This is a genomic window from Bacillus sp. FSL W7-1034 (genome assembly GCF_038593365.1).
Lineage (GTDB): Bacteria > Bacillota > Bacilli > Bacillales > Bacillaceae > Bacillus > Bacillus altitudinis.
The window spans coordinates 2,224,279-2,245,618 of sequence record NZ_CP151989.1; the positions used below are offsets into that span (position 1 = coordinate 2,224,279).

Genomic DNA, 21,340 nt, shown 5'->3' on the forward strand with positions numbered 1-21,340 from the left:
CGTTTCAACTCATTCATCCATTTAGCGACGACTTAAAATATGTTGACCATTTTGCAGGAATTGGCTTCTTGATTTGCGCATTCTTTCAATTCGCTCTTCAGCCAATCGGTCTGCCGCTTTATAAGTTGGAATGGCATCACGGTTAGAGATTTCAATCACTCGCTCAATGTTTTGGTAAATGCCTTCTACTTTTTTCATTGCACGATCTGCATTATAGCCATAAAGCTCATCTGCAACGTTAATCACACCGCCTGCATTGATCACATAATCCGGTGCGTACACAATGCCCATTTCATGAATAAGATCTCCATGATGTGTTTCTCTCAGCTGGTTATTCGCTGCACCTGCGATGACTTTTGCCTTTAATTTAGGAATCGTCACATCGTTAATGGTTGCACCGAGTGCACATGGTGCGTAAATATCACATTCTTGATCATAAATATCATCAGGGTCTACCGCTTTTGCACCGAAGTCTTCTACAGCTCGCTGAACTGAGTCTTTGTTGATATCAGTGACGATGAGCTGTGCGCCTTCTTCATGCAGGTGTTTACATAGGTTGTAAGCCACGTTTCCAACACCTTGAACGGCAATTGTTTTTCCTTCTAATGAATCTGTACCGAATGCTGCTTTTGCAGCTGCTTTCATCCCTTTATATACACCGTAAGCAGTCACTGGAGATGGATTTCCTGAAGAACCAAATGCAGGAGAGATGCCTGTGACAAAGTCTGTTTCTTCATGGATAAGATCCATATCTTCTACCGTTGTACCGACATCTTCAGCGGTGATATAACGGCCATTTAATCCTTGAATGTAACGGCCAAAAGCACGGAACATTTCTTCATTCTTGTCTTTTCTCGGATCACCGATGATGACCGTTTTACCGCCGCCAAGGTTAAGCCCTGCCGCCGCATTTTTATAAGTCATACCTCTCGCAAGACGCAAGGCATCTTCGATAGCTGCTTCTTCATTTTCATATGTCCACATTCTTGTTCCGCCGAGTGCCGGCCCAAGTGTTGTATCATGAATGGCAATGATGGCTTTTAAACCAGACTGTTCATCCTGACAAAATACAAGCTGTTCATAATCGTATCGTTCCATATATTTAAAAAGTTCCATTTTCTATTCCTCCTAATACTTTCGCTTAATTAGATGTACAGATGGCAAGTGCAATTGAATAGAGCTTGCTTTCAGCTGAATCAGACCGGCTTGTTAAAGCAATCGGTGCTTTCGCTCCTGCCACCACAGCTCCCACTTTTGCATGAGCAAAGTAGATGAGAGATTTATAAAGAATGTTGCCTGCTTCAATGGTTGGCACAAGCAAAATATCTGCATGACCAGCCACATCACTCGTAATATTTTTATGAGAAGCTGCCGTTTGAGAAATGGCATTATCTAAAGCAAGCGGCCCATCAATCAGACAGCCAGAAATTTGACCTCTTCGATTCATTTGCGCAAGGCTTGCAGCTGTGAGCGTCGAATCCATCGCTGGGTTTACGACTTCTACCGCTGATAATACCGCCACTTTGGGCATATCATTTCCGACAGCTTGTGCGACTTGAACGGAATTCACCGTAATTTCTTTCAGCATATTTAAATCAGGCGCAATGTTCATCGCAGAGTCCGTCACATAGATAAAACGGTCAAAGCCAGGTACTTCGAAGGCTGCAACATGTGAAAGGACACTCGCTGTCCGAAGCCCATATTCTTTATTTAGGACAGCTTTTAACAGTACGGCTGTCGGGACATGACCCTTCATGAGAATATCTGCATGATTTTCACTTACTGCCTGAACGGCAATTTTGGCAGATTCTTCGGGTGAATCTGAATGAATAATATCTATCCAGTCTTCATTAATCTCATGCTGTTTGACTAGCTCCTTTAGGTTGCGTTTGTTTCCAACCAGCAGGAAGCGAGCGACTTTTCGTTCGATTGCCATTTTGATGGCATGAAGCACTTCTTCGTCTTCTGCATGAGCCACAGCCGCTGTTTTATTCTGCAGCTGCGAGGCTTTGATAATCAGATCGTCAAGCTTCATACTTGCCCACCTTTCCTTGTGCTCGGTTCCTCTTTTTATATGCAAGTTCCGTGCCAGCTTGAAATGTGTGAAAAATTAGCCTTTTTGCAAAGAAATTATGCAATTTCTTGCAGGTTACGTGCATGTTACTGCATGCTATCTTTTGCAAGCTGATACTTATCCATTTTATAGTAAAGATTTCGAATGCTGATCCCTAACGTTTTCGCTGTTTTTGTGCGATTGAATTGATGTTTTTCAAGGGTTTGTTTGATCAGCTGCGCTTCAAATGCTTCTACAGCATCTGAGAGCGTCTCCCCCTCAAATTGACTAACAGCCAGTTCCTGCTGCTCTTTTTCCTCATGCTCGTCTGACTCCATGAAGGCGATATGCGCTTCATCGATCCATTCTTCTTGCGGATTCAAAAAGATCATCGCTCGTCCAAGCACATTTTCAAGCTCTCTCACGTTGCCTGGCCAGCTGTATGATCGAAGTCTATTAAGCGCACGATCTGTTAAGCCGCTGACATTTCGCCCATAGTCTAAATTGATCTTCTGGATGAGGCGTTTACTTAATGATTCAATATCTTCGAGGCGCTGTCTGAGCGGTGGGATCGATATCGGGTATCTGTTCATTCGATAATATAAATCCTCTCTGAACTTTCCTTCTGCCATCGCCTTTTCAATATTGACATTTGTCGCTGTGATCACACGCACATCAACCGGTATCGCTTTCGTTCCGCCTACCCGAACAATTTCTTTTTCCTGCATGACACGCAGCAATTTCGCTTGGGTACTTGGCGTCATTTCACCGATTTCATCTAAAAAGATACTGCCGTGATTGGCTTCTTCAAACAGCCCTTTTTTCCCGCCACGCCTTGCACCAGAAAACGCTCCTTCCTCGTAGCCAAACAGTTCTGACTCTAAAAGAGTTTCTGATAAGGCAGCACAGTTGACACGGACAAAGCGGTTGTACTTGCGATCACTTTCATTGTGAATGGCATGCGCAAACAGCTCTTTCCCAGTACCTGATTCTCCGCGGAGTAAAATGGTTGCCGGCGTTTTTGCGCCCAGCTTTGCCTGCTCAAGTGCGACAAGCATTTGTTCACTTTCTCCAATAATGTCTTCAAATGTGTACTTTGCTTCAAGTGTTCGGATGAGCTGTCTTGCTTTATTTAATTCATTCGTCAATGATTGAATTTCGGATACATCGTGAATGACCCCGACACTGCCTTTTAGAATGCCGTCCACAATAACAGGTGCTACATTGACGATGACATCTTTTTTATTTGGACCAACCTTCATTCTGACGCCTCGAACAGGTCTTCTTGTTTCAAGCACTTTTAAGTGCATGCTTTCCCCTTCGGAAATATCAGCTCCTGCTGGTTTACCCACGACCTCTTTATCCGTTAAACCAGTCATTTTCGTATAAGCACGGTTGATCAAAATACCTTTCCCCTGCTCATCGACAACCGATATGGCTTCATCTGATGATTGAATAATAGCCTCAAGCATCGTTCTTACTTCTTTGAGGTTCGTTACTTCCTCCGCAAGCTCCACCGCATCTGTAATGTCTTTAAAGATAGATAATGCACCTAACATTCTCCCCGCATCATCAATAATCGGCAGACGGGTGGTCACAATTTGAATTTGCTGATTCAAAAATTGCTTTTGGTTAAATTCCGGCTCCCTTGACCTTAATATATCGGGAAGTTTCGTGTTCGGAATCACTTCTCGAATGTGACGGCCAATCGCATCCTTTTGCGAACACCCCACCATTTTGGCAGCCGATCGATTAAACAGGACCACTTCTTCATCCATATTAATAAAAATCATGCCATCGTTCGTTGCATTAAAAATGCGGTCATGTTTATAGGTTTGTTCCTTCAATATTTGAATGAGCTGTTGTTTCTCTGCCATTAATTCTGAAATGACGTATGCCATCGAGCTTGGCACAATCACAGCATGCTCTGGTTTTTGTTCAATTAATTCTTTCAGTACAGCAGAACTGCCTGTGGTTTCAATGATGATATCAATGTCATCTTTTATGTATTCTTTCCAATCCGTCGTCGTCTCAATTCCATTCTTTTTCGCTTCATCCATCCCCGGTGCCTCGAGATCAAAGTCGGCGATCGCAATGATTTGAACCGTATTTGTTTTCAGCAATGTTTCAAGCAGTGCTGATCCACCTTGTCCTGCACCGACAATCAAGACTCTCTGCATCCCGTTACCCCTTTATATGAAAAATTTTGCACACCATATTTTTCCGTTGCAAAAAATTGCACAACACCTATATTACCACGTTTTCCTTTCTTGACAAAATATTTTTTGAATTAGACAATGGAAGTAAATGACGTTTAAGGGGACATTTGATGGGGAGAATACTGGCATTAGTGATTATTTTAATACCTGGAGCCTTTGCAGCACTTGGCATTAAGCTGCTGCGTGACACTGTTTTCGGCATCATCATTGCACCATTTCCATATTTATGGCTGCAAGGAATTGCAGGGTTGTTATTTTTAGGGGGAGGTCTTTACGTTGTTGCAGGATTTATTTTATATAGGGACCGTAAACGAAATAAAGTAACAACTCGTTTTAAGCAAAGGTAATCATGAAAAAGACCCGCTGTTGATAGCGGGTCTTTATTTCATTTCTTCTCTTATTTTGACGGCTCGATCAGGAAAATCAGTAAAGATTCCATCAACACCCAATCTCAACATATTTTTTATTTGCTTCTCACTGTTTACAGTAAACGGTCTAATCACTTGTTGGTCCGCATGGAGAGCGGCTACTACTTCTTTTGTCACCCCAGCGCCCTTTATATTCGGATGGTAGCCCTTTGCCGGGATTGTTTTTAAATACATGTCCGGCTGATGAATCACATCCATTGTGAGGACCGCCAGTTCAATGTGCGGCATCAGCTTGTGAAAAAGAGCTAAGCTGCCGTGATGAAATGATGAGACAAGCACTCGATCCTCTATTTGAAAGTGCTCAATTTGCTCTTTTACTTTTTCTTCAATCCCTGGATATCGATAAATAGAGTTTTTTAATTCAATGTTGATCATAAAGGATGATCTCTGCGTCACTAGCTCTAATACTTCTTCTAAAAGAGGAATGGAGACCGCACCCGTTTCTTCATAGAAAGAATGACTGGCATCTCCTCTTTTTAACTCTTCATATGTATAGTCTTTCACTAACCCTTTCATATTGGTCGTTCGGTTCAGCTTTTCATCGTGAATGACAGCTAGTCTGCCGTCTTTGGTGAGCTGAACATCAAGCTCAATCCCATCCGCTCCAGAATGGAGTGCGTGCTCAAAGGCAATCATGGTGTTCTCTGGATAGTTTCCTTTAAAGCCTCTATGTGCAAAAATTTTCGTCATATGCCACCTCTAAATATGATGATTACCTATATTATGACGTGTCTTTTTTCGTTTTTCCAGTTTGAGCACATAAAAAAACCTCTTCTAATAAGAGAGAAGAGGTTGACAGGTAAATTCGATCACGTAATCGCTCTGATGGCTTGCTCTGTCGTCTCTGCGTCAAGAGCAAAAAGGGAAGAAACAACTGCGACTGCTGTAACGATTGTTACACCTAACAACAACTTTTTCATAAGATAACCTCCACTTTCTTTTGAAGTATTTGTGCATCGAATTTCTTTTCAAGAAAACGAATGGCATTTTGATAATCATTTCGTTCCTTGAAGTATTTCGATATTTGTTCAGACAAATCCTCAAGCTCCACATATAATCTATTTTTTTCTATGTAGTCTAATTTTTCAGAGAATACGTCTGCTGCTCCACTATTTTCGCACATCAAATCCAAAATTTCAAATTTTACTATATATTCATTATTTTGGATATCACAGCTATATTGAATCCCCTCTTTAATATATTCTTTCGCCTCATGATCTCCTAAATGAACTAAGGCATTTGCGAGAACATATAAAGATTGGATGAAATAATGGCTATTGTCGCGATGAATTTGAATGCTCATCCCTTTTTTGGCGTATTGCGCACTTTTTTCATAATCAGGTTTTGCGTAATAAAGAACCGCTAAATTGTGATAGCACTTCCCAATCAGCACTTCATTGTTAATGCGCTTACTTTTCTCAAGTGCCTCTTGGTACTTTTCCTCAGCTTCATCAAACTGTAGTAAATCAATACAGTTGCTCGCATGTAAAATTAAGCTGTCAATCGCCTGTGCGGTATATTCCTCATGCGCTTTAAACGTATCAATGGCTTTTTTAATATGATTAATGGAAATGAAATTTTGCTTCAGTTCGTAATAAATGGAAGCGACTTTATGATGAAAAGTTCCGACTTCAAGATCTTCATTCACACGTTTTAGCCGCTGCTCAGCAATCTTATAAAAACTAATCGCCTCATCATATTTTTTGACATAGGCAGCATATTGGCCTTTATAAAAGTAAAAATAAAAATTAATAATGTCATCTGCTTTTTCATCCAGCGTTCCGACACTTTTCATAATCTGATTGGCTTTTTCAATATTTCCAAGTAACATTTCATGTCTGCCGTCGACTAGCTGATAATAAAGAAGAACTTCTCGATCCTCATCTGTATTTTTTAGCAAATTCTGAATTTTCTCTTTATAGACAGCAGATTTTTCTAGGTCATTCTGAGAAATGACCCTCGTCCACTTGCTAATTTCGTTCGCAACCTCAGCAGAGTGGATTTTCAGCTTTCCCATAACCTCACCCTCTTCTTTTCATTATTATAGCATAGTAAAAGAATGTGAAAATTATTAAATTCGACAATGGGAATATTCAGTTCAAATGGCACAATCTCTAAGAAGCCAGTGACTTTAAAACGCCAACCAATCAGGTCAATAGAAATAGAACTTTCGATCTCATTTACTTTATTTACTAATTACATAAGACCTTTTCCTCTCATCCTTTTTCTTACGAATGAGCGTTTTCTTCTTCTATAAGCCAATTGATTAGCGTAGCTGATTACCACTATTTTATGTCCTATTCATTTCTTTCATGCTTTATTTTTCATTTTATTCTGAAAATAAAGCGACCCGTTTGTCCAATTTAAACATTAAAGATGATTTTATCAACATAACCATTTTTTAGCAATATTTTACAAAAATAAAAAAACGCCTCATTGAAGAAACGTTTTTTTATGGAAGGTGACTTAGCTTGCTCTATGCTCTAAACGCAGACGATCAGCCACCATGGCAATAAATTCGGAATTGGTCGGTTTGGCTTTTGACATGCTGACTGTGTAACCAAAGAGTGACGAAATGGAGTCAATATTCCCTCTGCTCCAAGCCACTTCAATAGCATGACGAATCGCTCGTTCTACCCTGCTGGCTGTCGTGTTAAATTTCTTTGCAATGTCTGGGTACAATACTTTTGTAATACTGCCGAGTAGTTCAATATCATTGTACACCATCGAAATGGCTTCTCTTAAGTATAAATAGCCTTTAATATGAGCTGGCACGCCAATCTCATGAATAATCGTCGTAATGCTCGCATCTAAGTTCTTACGTTTCGGTTCAGGTTTGCTGCGAAGGACACTGTTTTGGATAGATGAAGATCGATGGCTGACTTGTGTGCCGTTTCCACTGACTTGACGAATATGACCTACGAGGTTTTCCATATCGAATGGTTTCAAAATGAAATAGGATGCGCCCAAATCGACTGCTTTTTTCGTTACGTCTTCTTGTCCGAAAGCCGTCAGCATAATGACACTTGGCTGTTTCGTCATTTCATTGTTTTCACGGAGGCGTTCCAGTACAGCAAGACCGTCTAAATGAGGCATGATAATATCTAAGAGGAGAACGTCGGGCTCTTTATCTTTAAATAATGTCAGACATTCCTGACCATTATACGCCACGCCAAGTACTTCCATATCTTCCTGTCCCTCAATATACTCTGTCAAAAGGCCAACAAGTTCTCGATTGTCATCAGCTACACACACTTTAATTTTCTCCACGTTCTTTCCTCCCCAATGTCGATTCCTTAGTCTTTTGCATTTCTCTTCTGAGTGTTCAATTCGACAAAACCATGCTATCCCCTTTAAAAAAGTTTAATTTTCCGAATAATAGAGCATTATCTAGCTTTTTCTACGTTTTTCTTAATGAATCGACGATTATTGCAATTTGACAACAAACTGTTTTCCATTTTGTCGAAAAATCTCTTTTTCCTTATTTTATAACATGATGGAAGAGAAAGAAAGGGTAGAAAAAAACTGCCGGAAGATTCGCGGCAGTTTTTCATCAGCTTGCTTTTTTGTTTTTTTGATAAAGATCAATTCCTGCTTCTGACAGCATCCATTCAATGTGTACGCCGTATCCGCTTGTCGGGTCATTGACGAACACGTGAGTGACCGCTCCAATGACTTTGCCATTTTGAATGATCGGACTTCCGCTCATTCCTTGAACGATCCCGCCCGTTTTGCTTAATAAGCGTTCATCTGTTACTTTAAGCACCATTCCTTTTGTTGCTGGGAATTTTTGCGGTGTTGTGCTGACGATTTTAATATCAAATTTCTCTACTTTATCATGGTCCACAACCGTTAATATTTCGGCTGGACCTTCTTTTACTTCATTTGATAATGCGACTGGAAGTGGTTTGTCTGCTACATGATTTTCAAGTTTTTCGGTTAACGTACCAAATATACCGAATGGACTGTTACGTGAAATATCACCTATCGTTTTTCTTTCGGAAGAAAACCTGGCCAATTTTTCTCCAGGGTTGCCTCCTGTCCCTTTTTCAATGGATGTGACAGTTGATCTGACAATTTCACCATTGTCAACCACGATTGGTTTTTTTGTATCCATGTCAGAAATCACATGCCCAAGGGCACCATATTTTTTAGAAGATGGTTCAAAGAAGGTCATCGTACCGATTCCTGCTGCGGAATCACGAATATAAAGACCGATTCGATAAGTACCTTCACTTGCATCTTTCGCGGGTGTTAATGTCGTTTGAAAGGTTTTATGGTCTCTTTTTATGAGTAAATGAAGGGTTTCCCCCGTTTTTCCGGCTTTCTGAATAAATGGGGTGAGGTCATTCATCTTCTCCATTTTCTGACCATTGATCTCAATGATCATATCCCCTGATTGAATGCCTGCAGCTTCACCTGGTGATTTTTTGCCGTCTGCTGTTGTGATTTGATGAAAACCGACAACGAGAACTCCGACAGAATGGAGTTTGACGCCAATGGATTGTCCTCCAGGAATGACTTTTAATTCGGGAAGAACATCGACTTTTGTTTTCTTAATAGGAAATCCTTTAAAATCATAAACAATTTCGGCTTTTCCCGCCTTTTGTCCCGTTACTTCAAGTTGATTCTTTTTCTCTGAAAGACTAAAGGCTGGTGAAGAAGCATTGGCTGACGCTTCAATGGATGTATCAATCGAATGCTTCTCGTGTTCAAATACTGCGACAGTTGTTGGAATGCTGATATATTCCTTCACTATGCTCATAAACCCTGTACTTATTAAAGAAACAAGGAGAATCACACCAATGGCTTTTCTCATCTTTTCGGGCATTCATTTTTCACTCTCCTCGCTCCTTACCCACACCAGAACATTAATGTTTTGGCTACATCTTTACTTTTGCCTTCTTAGCGAGGATTTATAACCGACACCTTTAGAAAATGATTGGATAAATTGATAAAAGAAAAAGACGATTTCATGCGTATATACGGCGAATAGGAGACAATATAAAAAAGGCAGCTGTTGTTTCAGCTACCCTGTCGTTTTGACATCATTTGCTTGGTGCAGTAATTCTTTTGCATGCTGTTTTGTGAGCTCAGTGACTTCTACACCAGCAATCATTCGGCCAATTTCACTCACTTTTTCATCATCACTAAGTGGTTTGACGTTCGTCATTGTTCTACCAGCTTTAGCGCGTTTAGAAATAAAAAGATGTGTATCAGCCATTGCTGCAACTTGCGGCAGATGGGTAATACAGAGTACTTGTGAGCCTGCTGCTACTTTATAAATTTTTTCAGCAATGGCTTGTGCGACTCTGCCGCTAACGCCCGTATCCACTTCATCAAATATAATGGACGTCACTTCTTGTTTCGCTGAGAAAATACTTTTCACTGCCAGCATGACACGTGAAATTTCTCCTCCAGATGCTACTTTTGACAAAGATTTCATCGGTTCACCCGGATTTGTAGAAATGACAAATTGCGCTTGATCTATGCCATTTTTCCCGAGCTGTACGGGTTTTCCATCTAAAAGCGGGCAGTCCGTACTGCCAAAAGGTGCATATCGAATTGTAAAAGCGGTATCAAAAGAAGACTTCTCCATATATAAATCCTTCAATTCAGCTTGAATGTGCTTCGCCAGTTTTTTCGCCCATTTTTTACGGAGCTCTGACACGTTAAGCGCTTCAAGCAATGCATCCCGGCTTATCGCATCAAGTTTGTTTTTAAGTGTCTGCAAATGGCTGTCTCGATTTTGGATTTGGTCTATCTCCTCTTCAATCTTAGCCGCATATTCTAAAATTTCCTCAACGGTTGTGCCGTACTTTCGCTTCAGCTGCTTCATCTCATTTAGCCTAGACTCAATAAAATCAAGACGGGCTGGGTCAAATTCTAATTGATCAAGCATGCTGCGCATTTGAAAAGTAGAATCTTCTAATAAATAATAGGAGTTTGACACTTGCTCAGAGAGTGTTTTCAGATCGTCGTTGATCTCAGAAACTTGCTCAAGCTCGCTTGAAGCCATTCCAACCCAATCAAGTCCTCCCTGCTCATTACGCAGAGCATTATATGCGTTTTGAAGCGAGGAAAAGATTTTTTCAAAATTGCTGATTTGATGACGTTCCTCTTGAAGCTTCTCATCTTCCCCAGGCTCTAATTGTGCCGCTTCAATCTCTTCCAGCTGAAATTGCAATAAGTCTAACCGGTGAACCATTTCTTGTTCATTTTCAGACAGCTGTTTGAGTTTTTGCGCCGTCTTCATATATTGATCATACGCTTCTTGATACTGCGAGAGAGCAGGTACAATTTCTTCTGCTCCAAATTGATCAAGCAAATGCAAATGATTTTCATCCTCCATTAACAGCTGATTATCGTGCTGTCCATGTATATCAAGCAAAAGCCGGCCAACTTCTCTTAAAAGCGAGATGGTGACAAGCTTCCCATTAATGCGGCAAATGCTTTTCCCGCTTTGATTGATATCACGGCGAAGAATCATCATTTCATCAGATGCATCAATTCCTTGCTCCTCGCAAAGGGCAAATACAGGATGATCTGCTGGTACAAGAAAAAGACCTTCCAGCTCTGCTTTTTTTTCGCCATAACGGACAAATTCGGATGATCCTCTTCCCCCTACGAGAAGTGAGACAGCGTCAATCATGATTGATTTTCCGGCACCTGTTTCCCCTGTTAGAACTGTGAGTCCTTTTTCAAACGAAACCGTTAACTCCTCAATGATTGCAAAGTTTTTAATGGTCAGTTCTGCTAACACTCATTTGACACCTCTTTTTGTAAACCTGATCTCTTTATAGAAGCTCTAAAATTTTGGACGAAACGGTATCCGTATCGTCTGGCGTGCGGCAAATGATTAAGATGGTATCATCCCCACAAATGGTTCCCATAATTTCTTCCCAATCTAAATTATCCATTAAAGCACCGATGGCTTGAGCGTTCCCAGGCATTGTTTTTAAAACGATTAAATGACTGGCAGCATCCATTTTAATAAATGCGTCCATTAAGGAACGCTTTAATTTCGATAGCGGGTTAAACCGCTGATCTGCAGGAAGGCTGTATTTATATGTTCCATTATTTGTTGGCACTTTGACTAAATGCAGTTCTTTGATATCTCTTGATACGGTCGCCTGTGTGATGTTATATCCATCCGCTTTCAAAATATCGACTAATTCGTCTTGTGTTTCGATTTCTTGGCTTGCGATAATTTCTCTAATCTTAATATGTCTTTGACCTTTGTTCATTTTGACCCCCCTAGGCGTTAGAATCTCAGTTTGTCTTTACGTTCTATGTTATATGATGCACACTTCAAAAAACAAGCATTACGTGAGAAACGGTTAATTCTGATCTTTTGACCATGTAAAAAGGAATAATAGCGAGCTATTATTCCTTTTGTTTCAATAATTCATGTGTCAGCCGGCTCAGGACTGTTTTTCTTTTCTTTCAATACGGCATGGGCTTCTTTGACGACTTTTTCAAGTTCAGATACTGGAAGTGCCGTATTCTCTTCTTGATCGGGATGCAGGACCAAGTGGAGGAGAAATTCGATATTTCCATCTCCGCCTGTAATCGGTGAAAACGAAACATCCTTTACATCATAGCCTTCTTTTGCAGCAAATTGATTCATTTCTTCTAGCACACCAAGATGTACAGAAGGTTCTCGCACAATGCCTTTTTTTCCAACAAGCTCTCTGCCCGCTTCAAACTGCGGCTTCACTAGCGCAATACAGTCGCCGCCTGGGATAAGAATATGCTTTAGTGCGGGAAGAATGAGTTTGAGCGAGATAAATGATACATCAATAGATGCAACCTCTGGTAATCCTTCGGTGAAATCTGCCGGAACAGAATGGCGGAAGTTGGTGCGTTCCATGACGATCACCCGATCATCCTGTCGTAATTTCCACGCAAGCTGATTGTAACCAACATCCACAGCATAGGATTTGACTGCTCCATTTTGGAGTGCGCAATCTGTAAATCCCCCTGTTGATGAGCCGATATCAATTAAAAGCTTTCCTTCAACGGTTAAATCAAATTCCTGAAGTGCCTTTTCGAGCTTTAGCCCACCTCGGCTGACATATTTCAGCGGATTCCCCTTCACAGTCAGCGGGGTATCACGAGCGATTTTTTCTCCTGGCTTATCCAAACGGTTTTCATTTGAGTAAACGATCCCTGCCATAATGGCGCGTTTTGCTTTCTCTCTCGTTTCCATTAGTCCTTGTTCGACTAATAAAACGTCAAGTCGTTCTTTCTTTGATGTCATGATCCAATTCCTTTTCTTGGTGCTGCGGGAAGCAGGTCACGTAACGTTTCAGCAACCTGTGTTTTCGTCAGTCCAATTTCCTCAAGTAGCGCATCGACACTTCCATGCTCAATAAATTCATCTGGAATGCCCATACGTTCTACTTTGATATGAGACGCTTTTTTGTCGTGAATATATTCTAATACGCTGCTGCCAAATCCACCCTGAAGCACCGCTTCTTCTATTGTTAAAATTGGCAAACCTTCAGACAGTATCTCATTTAACATGCCTTCATCAAGAGGCTTAATGAAACGTGCATTGACAACACGGATTGATTTTCCTTCTTTTTGCAGTTCTTCTGCTGCCTGCAGCGCCATTTTAATGGTTGTACCGAATGTTAAAATGACAGCATCTTTCCCGGGACGAAGAACTTCCCAAGAACCAATTGGGATGGTTTTCAGCTGTTCATCCATTTTGACGCCTAGTCCATTTCCACGCGGGAAGCGCATGGCGATTGGACCATCATCATATTGAATGGCTGTGTTGACCATATGCTGTCCTTCATTTTCATCCTTTGGCATCATGAGAACCATATTCGGCATATGACGCATGAAAGCAATGTCAAACACACCTTGATGTGTTTCTCCATCTGCACCGACAAGACCTGCACGGTCAATTCCAATGAACACATTGAGATTTTGACGGCAAATATCATGCAACACTTGGTCATAGGCTCTTTGAAGGAACGTTGAATAAATCGCTAAAAATGGCTTCATGTCCTGTGTAGCAAGTCCAGCTGCCATTGTTGCAGCGTGCTGCTCTGCAATTCCAACATCAAACATTCGCTCAGGGAATTCTTTTGCAAATCCTTCAAGCTTTGAGCCAACGGGCATTGCAGGTGTAATTGCGACAATCCGCTCATCTTCCCGTGCCAGCTTTCTGACGGTTTCACTGACGAGACCACTCCACGACGGTGCAGCTGCTGTCGGTTTTACAAAGTCACCTGTGTCGATTTTGTATGGGCCTGTTCCGTGCCATGTGCCGATCTTATCAGATTCGGCCGGCTTATAGCCTTTTCCTTTTTTCGTGATGACATGAAGGAGAACCGGGCCTTTTGTTTTCTTTGCGTACTCAAGATTCTCAAACAAATCTTCATAGGAATGTCCGTCTACTGGTCCTAAGTAAGTAAAGCCCATTTCCTCAAAGAACATACCAGAGACAAGCAAATATTTCAGACTGTCCTTGATACGTTCTGCTGTTGCAGCAAGCTTCCCGCCTACTGCTGGGATACGCTTGAATAAGTATTCAAGCTCGTCCTTTACCCATTGGTATTTACCAGCTGTACGTAGTCTGCCAAGCATTGTATGGATCGCACCAACGTTTGGCGCAATACTCATTTCATTGTCGTTTAAGATCACAATCATGTCTTTTTTTTCATCCCCGATATGGTTCAGTGCTTCTAACGCCATACCGCCGGTTAGTGCACCATCGCCGATAATCGGGAGAATGTATTCATCTGTTCCTTTAATGTCACGCGCTGCCGCCATTCCCATTGCACCAGATAATGAGGTTGAACTGTGTCCAGTCTCCCAAACATCATGTTCACTTTCATTTCGTTTTGGGAAACCGCAGAGCCCTTTATATTGACGAAGCGTATCAAACTCGGCGCCTCTTCCAGTTAACAGCTTGTGAACGTAAGACTGATGTCCAACATCCCAAAGAAATTTGTCTTTCGGGCTGTCAAATACTTTGTGAAGTGCAACAGTAAGTTCAACGACACCAAGGTTTGGACCAATGTGCCCACCAGAGTTCGCTAACGACTCAATTAAAAACGTGCGAATGTCCGCACTCAGCTCCTCTAATTCTGCATTTGACATTCCTTTTAGAAACGTTGGATTTTTTATTGATAAAAGATCCAATCAGGATCAACTCGCTTTCAACAAAATTTCTATCTACATATATAATGCCTTATTCCTACGAAAACCAATTCAGGAATAAGAGTTGTCTCATCATGATAAACTGTTTACAGTTTACCACAATTGCTCGAGGACCCTCAAATCTAGGCTGTTTTTAGTGATCTCGTGAGGCAATCAGATCGCATAAATCATGCAGCAAGTTTTGCTCCAACTCAAGATTTGAGACAATTTCTTTCGCACGAGTGATATGTTCATCCAGCTTTTCTTTTGCTCCTGAAAGCGTTAATAAAGAAGGATATGTCGACTTTTCATTTGCTGTATCGGAGCCGATCCGCTTTCCTATTTTCTCTTCGCTGCCTTCAAGATCTAAAATATCATCACGGATTTGAAAAGCAATGCCAATATGATAGCTGAATTCTCTCAGCTTTTCGATCTCATCATCAGATGCACCTGCCAGTATCGCACCTGCAACCACACTAAAGGTGAGTAGCTTTCCTGTTTTGCGGGCATGAATCGATTCTAATTCAGAAAGAGAGATTTGTTTCTGTTCTGCTTCCATATCATCAAATTGCCCGCCAACCATTCCGAGTGCACCTGCTGATGTAACAAGTTCATCGATGATTCGAAGCTTTTGATCAGCAGGTACATCGTCAGATAATTGCGATGTAATGAGACGGAAGCTTTCAGTGAGCAGCGCATCACCTGCAAGAACAGCTGTTGCCTCGCCGTATACTTTATGGTTGGTCGGCTTTCCTCGGCGCAGATCATCATCATCCATACAAGGAAGATCATCGTGTATCAAGGAATACGTATGAATCATTTCCACTGCACAACCTACTGGTATACCGTCTTCTTCCTTTTTCCCATACGCATTTAAAAGAGCAAGAACAAGGACAGGACGCAGTCTTTTTCCGCCAGCTTTCAGAGAATAAAGCATAGATGATTTCAGCTCTTCTGGAATAGACAATTCCTGCACATATGTAAATAAATAGTCTTCAATTGCATGTTTTCGTGTTGTTAAAAATTCGTTTAAGCTACTTGTCACCAGCATCTGCCTCCTTCACAGAAAAAGGAGCCAGTTCACCGTCCTCTTTTAAAATGAAATCCATTTGCTTTTCAACATGCTGTAATTTTTCATGGCAAAGTTTTGAGAGCGTCATACCCTCTTGGAAATAGTGGATAGCTTGTTCTAGCGGTACATCGCCTTCTTCGAGCTTTCCCACAATCTCTTCAAGTCCTTTCATGGCCTCTTCAAATGTCATTTGTTCTTCTTTTTGTTTATTTGATTCTGTCATGATAATTGCCCTCCTTCTCAATAACCTCACAAATCAGACGTCCATCCTTCATTGTAATCGTCAGTTGATCCTTCGTTTCTACTTGATTCACACTTTTAATGAGCTCATCTTCTTTATAAGCTAAACTATAGCCTCTTTCCATGACTTGAAGCGGGTTTAATGCATTTAGTTTACCAAGAACCGATTGGAACTGCGAATGAATTGTTTTCATTTGCACATTCATGCTCCGAACGAGCTGTTCTGTTTCATTGGCGTGACGTTTTTTCGCCTGAAGCAGCTGCTCTTTTGGATGAAGCGGCTTCAGTCTATATGTTTGGCGGTCAAGTTGACTGCGTTTTTGTTCCATTTGTCTTGTCAGCTGTTTTTGAAAACGATCAAATATCATATCGAATTGCTGCTCTTTTTGCTCTTGTAATCGTTTTGGAAAACGGAAAGCATAAGACGATTGAAGTGCCACAAGACGGTCTTTTGCTTGTGACGTTCGATTTTTTACTGCTCTTGTTAACCGAATGTCGATTGATTTGATTCGTTCAATTAAATCAGCGGTGCTTGGAACAGCTAGTTCTGCTGCTCCTGTTGGTGTGGGTGCTCTCATGTCTGCAGTGAAATCACTAATAGTAAAGTCTGTTTCGTGCCCAACTGCAGAAATGATTGGAATGTCTGATGCGAAGATCGCTCTTGCGACTGCTTCTTCATTAAAGGCCCAAAGTTCTTCAATCGATCCTCCGCCTCTCCCGACAATCAAGACATCACAAAGTTGTTTTTCATTGGCTTCTTTAATCCGTTCCACAATCGAACGCGGAGCATTTTCTCCTTGGACTAATGCCGGAAGCACAATGATCTTGGCCTGCTGATAGCGCCGATTGATCGTGGTAATGACATCTCGAACAGCTGCTCCTGTTGGGGATGTAATGACACCAACAACCTCTGGATATTCAGGAATTGTTTTTTTATAGCGCTCATCAAATAAGCCTTCACTTGCTAGTTTCTTCTTCAGCTCTTCATAGGCAAGATGAAGAGCACCAACACCATCAGGCTGCATTTCTTTTGCATATAATTGATAGCTTCCGCTCGGTTCGTAGACTTGAATTCCGCCACGTACGAACACTTTCATTCCGCTCTTTGGTGAAAAAGGTAGCTTGGACGCGGAGCGCTGGAACATAACAGCTTGCATACGTGCATTTTCGTCCTTTAAGGTGAAATAAACATGACCTCTTGAATGAATCTTCACATTTGATAACTCACCTTTGATCCAAATATCTTCTAAATGAGGGTCAACATCAAATTTTCTTTTTATGTATTTTGTAAGGGCTGTGACCGTCACAAAGGCTTTTTCACTCATGACGTATTCCTCCTCTTCAAAAACGCACATTCATCCACCGGCAGCACGCAGGTGGATGAATGGATCAAGCTTATGATAATGTACGTTTTGCTGATTTAACCGTATTGTGTGCAAGCATCGTAATTGTCATTGGGCCCACTCCGCCAGGGACTGGTGTGATGTAAGAAGCTTTTTCTTTTGCTGCTTCAAAGTCAACGTCCCCTACAAGTTTCCCTGTTTCTAGACGATTGACTCCTACATCGATGACAATAGCGCCCTCTTTAATTTGGTCAGCTTTAATAAAGTTTGCTCGACCGACGGCAACAACTAAAATGTCCGCTTTTAACGTATGTTCTGAAATGTTCGCCGTTCTTGAATGACAGTAGGTGACGGTTGCATTTTCGTTTAATAGCAATTGTCCAACTGGTTTGCCGACGATATTGCTTCGTCCTACAACGACCACTTCTTTGCCAGAGAGATCCACACCTGTTTTGTTCAATAATTCAACAATACCTGCTGGTGTGCAAGGGAGGAATGTGTCTTCCCCAAGTAGCATTTTCCCGATATTCAGCGGATGAAAACCATCTACGTCTTTCTCTGGTGAAATTCGTTCAATGACGGCTTTTTCAGAAATATGTTTTGGCAGTGGAAGCTGAACAAGAATTCCATGGAATTGATCATTCGCATTGTACTGATCAATCATCTTTAGCAATTCCTCTTCTGTTAAAGAAGCATCTAAATGATCAAGCTGGAAATGCATGCCCATGGCTTCTGCTGCTTTTTTCTTCCCGCGTACGTAAGAAAGTGAAGCCGGATCATCACCGATTAGAATAACGGCAAGACCAGGTGTGACTCCTTTTTGTTTTAGCTCTTCTACTTCTTTTGCTAATTGTTCACGCTTTTCTTTTGCTGTTTCTTTCCCATCGATGATTGTTGCTGTCATGTCAAATCCTCCTATTGCTGCTTTAGGTCGTTTTTAATGTTTGAAAGTACACCATTTACAAATTTCGGCGCCTTATCGTCACCGAACAATTTAGCCAGTTCAATGGCTTCATTCATTGAAACACTCACCGGGATATCTTCTTGATATACCATTTCGTACACAGACAGCCTTAAAATGGCTCTGTCTACGTTCGCAATACGATCAAGTTTCCAATTTACAAGATGCTGTGAAATCATGTCATCGAGCTTGTCCTTTTGTTCGAGCACACCGAAAACCAGTTCCTCGAAAAAAGGATCTGATTCTTGTTCATCCAGCGCATGTGTAATGGCCTCTTTCGGATCAATATTGCTGACATCAATTTGAAATAATGTTTGTAGCGCCTTTTCTCTTGCAGTTCTTCTTTTCATTATTTACTCCTTTAACCACTTTATCCGCTTGTCGTTAAGCCATACAGAGATCATAACATATTTTGACCGTAGTCGCACCAAGATCCATGCGAGCTGTGACGAAAAACGAATCACTCCATGCGTGACGTAATCATCATGCGGAATTTTCCCAAAAATGGGCTTTAAAAAACCAAAGAGGCAATGCCTCCTTGGTTTCACTTCAACCCTTTTTACATTTCTTGATCAACTTCAGCTTCAGCTGTTTTTGTATCAAATTGAATGCCAACGACATGAATGTTGATTTCATTAATCGTTAAGGCCGTCATGTTTAAAAGGGTTTGACGGATATTTTCTTGAACAGCAGTGGATACCTTTGGAATGGATAGGCCAAATTCAACCACACAATACACATCAATTGTGATGCCTTCATCAGAGACATCTACTTTCACACCTTTACGGTGATTTTTCTTCCCAAAGCGTTCTGCCACATCAGCAGCGAAGTTGCCGCGCATTTCCGCAATTCCTTCGACCTCTGATGCAGCGATCCCAGCAATGACTTCAATCACTTCTGGCGCAATTTGCACTTTTCCCAATTGATCTTCATCAAGGTTCATTTCAAGCAAATTGTTTTCTGACACGATCATTCACCTCCGAAAGCTGTTATTATTTCATAATTTGATACGTTTCTAAAAACTTCGTATTAAAATTACCGCTCACAAATGTTTCGTGCTCTAGTAATCTGAGGTGGAATGGAATCGTTGTGTAGACTCCTTCAATGACGAATTCTTGAAGCGCACGTTTCATTCTTGCAATTGCTTCTTCTCTCGTTTTACCATATGTGATCACTTTCGCAATCATACTATCGTAATATGGCGGAATCACATAACCAGGGTAAGCGGCAGAATCAATACGTACTCCTAAACCGCCTGGCGGAAGGTACATTTTAATTTCACCAGCAGAAGGCATGAAATTTTTCTCAGGGTTCTCTGCGTTAATACGACATTCAATCGCCCAGCCTTCGTATACGACATCCTCTTGCGTAAGGGAAAGCTTTTCACCTGAAGCTACTTTGATCTGTTCTTTGATCAAATCAACACCAGTAACCATTTCCGTTACAGGATGCTCTACTTGGATACGTGTATTCATTTCCATGAAGTAAAACTTCTCTTCATTATAATCGTAAATGAATTCAACCGTTCCGGCACCTGTGTATTCAACAGCTTCGGCTGCTTTTACGGCAGCTTCACCCATTTGCTCACGAATATCTGCATTTAGTGCAGGTGATGGCGTTTCTTCCAGAAGCTTTTGCATTCTTCTTTGGATAGAACAATCACGTTCACCTAAGTGAATGGTATTCCCATGCTGATCAGCAAGGACTTGAATTTCAACGTGTCTAAAGTCTTCAATGAATTTCTCCAAATAGACACCTGGGTTCCCGAAGTTTTGTGCTGCTTCCTGCTGCGTGATGGTGACACCGTTAATGAGCTCTTCTTCTGTGCGAGCCACACGGATACCTTTACCACCGCCGCCTGCAGTTGCTTTAATAATGACAGGATACCCAATACTAGCTGCTGTTGAAACAGCATCATCAAGATCTTTTACAATTCCTTGAGAACCAGGGACAATTGGAACTCCAGCTTGCTTCATTGTTTCTCTTGCCACATCTTTCGTTCCCATTTTGGAAATTGCTGACGCAGTTGGTCCAACAAAGATGACATTACATTCCTCGCAAAGCTCTGCAAAGTCTGCATTTTCAGCAAGGAAACCATATCCTGGATGGATGGCATCAGTACCTGTTAGTTTTGCGACACTGACAATATTTGTCACATTTAAATAACTATCTTTTGAAGCAGTCGGTCCGATGCAATATGCTTCATCAGCCATTTGAACATGCAGCGCATCACGATCCGCTTCAGAAAATACCGCAACTGTTTCAATTCCAAGCTCTTTACAAGCACGGATGATTCTAACTGCGATTTCTCCTCTGTTTGCAATTAATAGCTTTTTAATCATGATCGTACTCCTTACTCTGCTTTCACTAGAAAGAGGGGTTGTCCGAATTCTACAAGCTGACCGTTTTCAGCTAATACTTCGACGATTTCGCCTTTTACTTCTGCTTCGATTTCATTAAACAGTTTCATCGCTTCAACGATACATACAACTGAGTTTTCCTTCACTTTAGAACCTGTTGTCACATATGGATCTGCTTCTGGTGAAGAAGAAGCGTAAAATGTGCCAACCATTGGGGATGTGATTTTATGCAGGTTTTCAGACGCAGTTTCCTCTTGTGCAGGGGCTTCGGTCTGAGCTGGAGCTTGTGCTTTAGGAGCTTGTTGAGCTGGAGCTGCTTGGACAGGAGCCACTGGTGCTTGTGCCGCAACTTGCTGAACGACTTCTTTATTTTTCTTTAACTTGATTTTTGCGCCTTCATTTTCGTACGTAAATTCATCAATTGTTGATTCGTCAATTAATTTAATCAGTTCATGAATCTCTTCAATTTTTAACATGGATTTGCACCCCTATGTATGGATTTATCT

Annotated in this window: 20 protein-coding genes; 1 reads left to right on the forward strand and 19 read right to left on the reverse strand. The window is 41.3% G+C overall.

Annotated elements, in window-relative coordinates; all coding sequences use genetic code 11:
- Positions 1 to 21: 21 nt before the first annotated feature.
- The 3 genes from bcd to NST73_RS11410 all read right to left on the reverse strand — a co-directional run bounded on the left by bcd (position 22) and on the right by NST73_RS11410 (position 4,233).
- Positions 22 to 1,116, reverse strand: a complete 1,095-nt coding sequence (bcd, locus tag NST73_RS11400; RefSeq protein WP_007501155.1) for a branched-chain amino acid dehydrogenase — start codon at positions 1,114 to 1,116, stop codon at positions 22 to 24.
- A gap of 25 nt (positions 1,117 to 1,141) precedes the next feature.
- Complete coding sequence (gene yqiS / locus NST73_RS11405; protein ID WP_008342231.1) at positions 1,142 to 2,035, reverse strand: phosphate butyryltransferase; 894 nt, start codon at positions 2,033 to 2,035, stop codon at positions 1,142 to 1,144.
- 125 nt (positions 2,036 to 2,160) lie between these two features.
- A complete protein-coding gene (locus tag NST73_RS11410) occupies positions 2,161 to 4,233 on the reverse strand; it encodes a sigma-54-dependent Fis family transcriptional regulator (protein WP_342499100.1) in 2,073 nt (690 codons plus the stop codon).
- Positions 4,234 to 4,382: 149 nt separating this feature from the next.
- On the opposite strand from NST73_RS11410, the gene NST73_RS11415 reads away from it, so the two are divergent.
- Complete coding sequence (locus NST73_RS11415) at positions 4,383 to 4,619, forward strand: DUF2627 domain-containing protein (protein WP_017357960.1); 237 nt, start codon at positions 4,383 to 4,385, stop codon at positions 4,617 to 4,619.
- 33 nt (positions 4,620 to 4,652) lie between these two features.
- Here the strand turns inward: NST73_RS11415 and NST73_RS11420 are convergent, their stop codons facing one another.
- The 16 genes from NST73_RS11420 to accB all read right to left on the reverse strand — a co-directional run bounded on the left by NST73_RS11420 (position 4,653) and on the right by accB (position 21,310).
- Complete coding sequence (locus NST73_RS11420) at positions 4,653 to 5,390, reverse strand: glycerophosphodiester phosphodiesterase (RefSeq protein WP_024718886.1); 738 nt, start codon at positions 5,388 to 5,390, stop codon at positions 4,653 to 4,655.
- A 226-nt stretch (positions 5,391 to 5,616) separates the two neighbouring features.
- Entirely contained in the window at positions 5,617 to 6,717 is a 1,101-nt protein-coding gene (locus NST73_RS11425; RefSeq protein WP_019743381.1) for a Rap family tetratricopeptide repeat protein, read from the reverse strand.
- A 449-nt stretch (positions 6,718 to 7,166) separates the two neighbouring features.
- The gene (gene spo0A / locus NST73_RS11430; protein WP_008342226.1) at positions 7,167 to 7,970 is read right to left on the reverse strand and encodes a sporulation transcription factor Spo0A; all 804 of its coding nucleotides are present in this window, start codon (positions 7,968 to 7,970) and stop codon (positions 7,167 to 7,169) included.
- 283 nt (positions 7,971 to 8,253) lie between these two features.
- Positions 8,254 to 9,531 carry a SpoIVB peptidase gene (gene spoIVB / locus NST73_RS11435; protein ID WP_007501161.1) on the reverse strand — a complete coding sequence of 426 codons (1,278 nt, stop codon included), beginning with the start codon at positions 9,529 to 9,531 and terminating at the stop codon, positions 8,254 to 8,256.
- A 198-nt stretch (positions 9,532 to 9,729) separates the two neighbouring features.
- The gene (gene recN, locus NST73_RS11440) at positions 9,730 to 11,463 is read right to left on the reverse strand and encodes a DNA repair protein RecN (protein WP_342499101.1); all 1,734 of its coding nucleotides are present in this window, start codon (positions 11,461 to 11,463) and stop codon (positions 9,730 to 9,732) included.
- A gap of 34 nt (positions 11,464 to 11,497) precedes the next feature.
- On the reverse strand, positions 11,498 to 11,947 hold the full coding sequence (gene argR, locus NST73_RS11445; protein WP_007501163.1) for a transcriptional regulator ArgR: 450 nt from the start codon (positions 11,945 to 11,947) through the stop codon (positions 11,498 to 11,500).
- 161 nt (positions 11,948 to 12,108) lie between these two features.
- Positions 12,109 to 12,963: a TlyA family RNA methyltransferase gene (locus NST73_RS11450; protein WP_007501164.1), complete on the reverse strand. Its 855-nt coding sequence runs from the start codon at positions 12,961 to 12,963 to the stop codon at positions 12,109 to 12,111.
- The gene (gene dxs, locus NST73_RS11455) at positions 12,960 to 14,861 is read right to left on the reverse strand and encodes a 1-deoxy-D-xylulose-5-phosphate synthase (RefSeq protein WP_007501165.1); all 1,902 of its coding nucleotides are present in this window, start codon (positions 14,859 to 14,861) and stop codon (positions 12,960 to 12,962) included. Before dxs ends, NST73_RS11450 begins: the two co-directional genes overlap by 4 nt.
- A 151-nt stretch (positions 14,862 to 15,012) precedes the next feature.
- The gene (locus tag NST73_RS11460) at positions 15,013 to 15,903 is read right to left on the reverse strand and encodes a polyprenyl synthetase family protein (protein WP_342499102.1); all 891 of its coding nucleotides are present in this window, start codon (positions 15,901 to 15,903) and stop codon (positions 15,013 to 15,015) included.
- Complete coding sequence (locus NST73_RS11465; RefSeq protein WP_003215880.1) at positions 15,893 to 16,153, reverse strand: exodeoxyribonuclease VII small subunit; 261 nt, start codon at positions 16,151 to 16,153, stop codon at positions 15,893 to 15,895. The genes NST73_RS11460 and NST73_RS11465 overlap by 11 nt, the downstream gene beginning before the upstream one ends.
- Positions 16,137 to 17,495, reverse strand: coding sequence for an exodeoxyribonuclease VII large subunit (gene xseA, locus NST73_RS11470; RefSeq protein WP_274660595.1), 1,359 nt, complete (start codon positions 17,493 to 17,495; stop codon positions 16,137 to 16,139). Before xseA ends, NST73_RS11465 begins: the two co-directional genes overlap by 17 nt.
- 70 nt (positions 17,496 to 17,565) lie before the next feature.
- Positions 17,566 to 18,417 (reverse strand): bifunctional methylenetetrahydrofolate dehydrogenase/methenyltetrahydrofolate cyclohydrolase FolD, encoded by an 852-nt coding sequence (folD, locus tag NST73_RS11475; RefSeq protein WP_007501171.1) that lies wholly within the window; start codon positions 18,415 to 18,417, stop codon positions 17,566 to 17,568.
- Positions 18,418 to 18,428: 11 nt separating this feature from the next.
- Entirely contained in the window at positions 18,429 to 18,824 is a 396-nt protein-coding gene (gene nusB, locus NST73_RS11480) for a transcription antitermination factor NusB (protein WP_012010530.1), read from the reverse strand.
- A gap of 209 nt (positions 18,825 to 19,033) precedes the next feature.
- Positions 19,034 to 19,441, reverse strand: coding sequence for an Asp23/Gls24 family envelope stress response protein (locus NST73_RS11485; RefSeq protein ID WP_017357965.1), 408 nt, complete (start codon positions 19,439 to 19,441; stop codon positions 19,034 to 19,036).
- Positions 19,442 to 19,466: 25 nt separating this feature from the next.
- Entirely contained in the window at positions 19,467 to 20,816 is a 1,350-nt protein-coding gene (gene accC / locus NST73_RS11490; RefSeq protein WP_024718863.1) for an acetyl-CoA carboxylase biotin carboxylase subunit, read from the reverse strand.
- 11 nt (positions 20,817 to 20,827) lie between these two features.
- Entirely contained in the window at positions 20,828 to 21,310 is a 483-nt protein-coding gene (gene accB / locus NST73_RS11495) for an acetyl-CoA carboxylase biotin carboxyl carrier protein (RefSeq protein WP_041506969.1), read from the reverse strand.
- Between the last annotated feature and the right edge of the window lie 30 nt (positions 21,311 to 21,340).

Bases quoted from the DNA above. Each gene is read 5' to 3' on its own strand.
- xseA (WP_274660595.1), bottom strand. From the start codon at position 17,495: ATGAGTGAAAAAGCCTTTGTGACGGTCACAGCCCTTACAAAATACATA.
- accB (WP_041506969.1), bottom strand. From the start codon at position 21,310: ATGTTAAAAATTGAAGAGATTCATGAACTGATTAAATTAATTGACGAA.
- spoIVB (WP_007501161.1), bottom strand. From the start codon at position 9,531: ATGCCCGAAAAGATGAGAAAAGCCATTGGTGTGATTCTCCTTGTTTCT.
- NST73_RS11420 (WP_024718886.1), bottom strand. From the start codon at position 5,390: ATGACGAAAATTTTTGCACATAGAGGCTTTAAAGGAAACTATCCAGAG.
- bcd (WP_007501155.1), bottom strand. From the start codon at position 1,116: ATGGAACTTTTTAAATATATGGAACGATACGATTATGAACAGCTTGTA.
- NST73_RS11425 (WP_019743381.1), bottom strand. From the start codon at position 6,717: ATGGGAAAGCTGAAAATCCACTCTGCTGAGGTTGCGAACGAAATTAGC.
- accC (WP_024718863.1), bottom strand. From the start codon at position 20,816: ATGATTAAAAAGCTATTAATTGCAAACAGAGGAGAAATCGCAGTTAGA.
- NST73_RS11415 (WP_017357960.1), top strand. From the start codon at position 4,383: ATGGGGAGAATACTGGCATTAGTGATTATTTTAATACCTGGAGCCTTT.
- NST73_RS11465 (WP_003215880.1), bottom strand. From the start codon at position 16,153: ATGACAGAATCAAATAAACAAAAAGAAGAACAAATGACATTTGAAGAG.
- NST73_RS11410 (WP_342499100.1), bottom strand. From the start codon at position 4,233: ATGCAGAGAGTCTTGATTGTCGGTGCAGGACAAGGTGGATCAGCACTG.
- argR (WP_007501163.1), bottom strand. From the start codon at position 11,947: ATGAACAAAGGTCAAAGACATATTAAGATTAGAGAAATTATCGCAAGC.
- yqiS (WP_008342231.1), bottom strand. From the start codon at position 2,035: ATGAAGCTTGACGATCTGATTATCAAAGCCTCGCAGCTGCAGAATAAA.
- folD (WP_007501171.1), bottom strand. From the start codon at position 18,417: ATGACAGCAACAATCATCGATGGGAAAGAAACAGCAAAAGAAAAGCGT.
- NST73_RS11450 (WP_007501164.1), bottom strand. From the start codon at position 12,963: ATGACATCAAAGAAAGAACGACTTGACGTTTTATTAGTCGAACAAGGA.
- nusB (WP_012010530.1), bottom strand. From the start codon at position 18,824: ATGAAAAGAAGAACTGCAAGAGAAAAGGCGCTACAAACATTATTTCAA.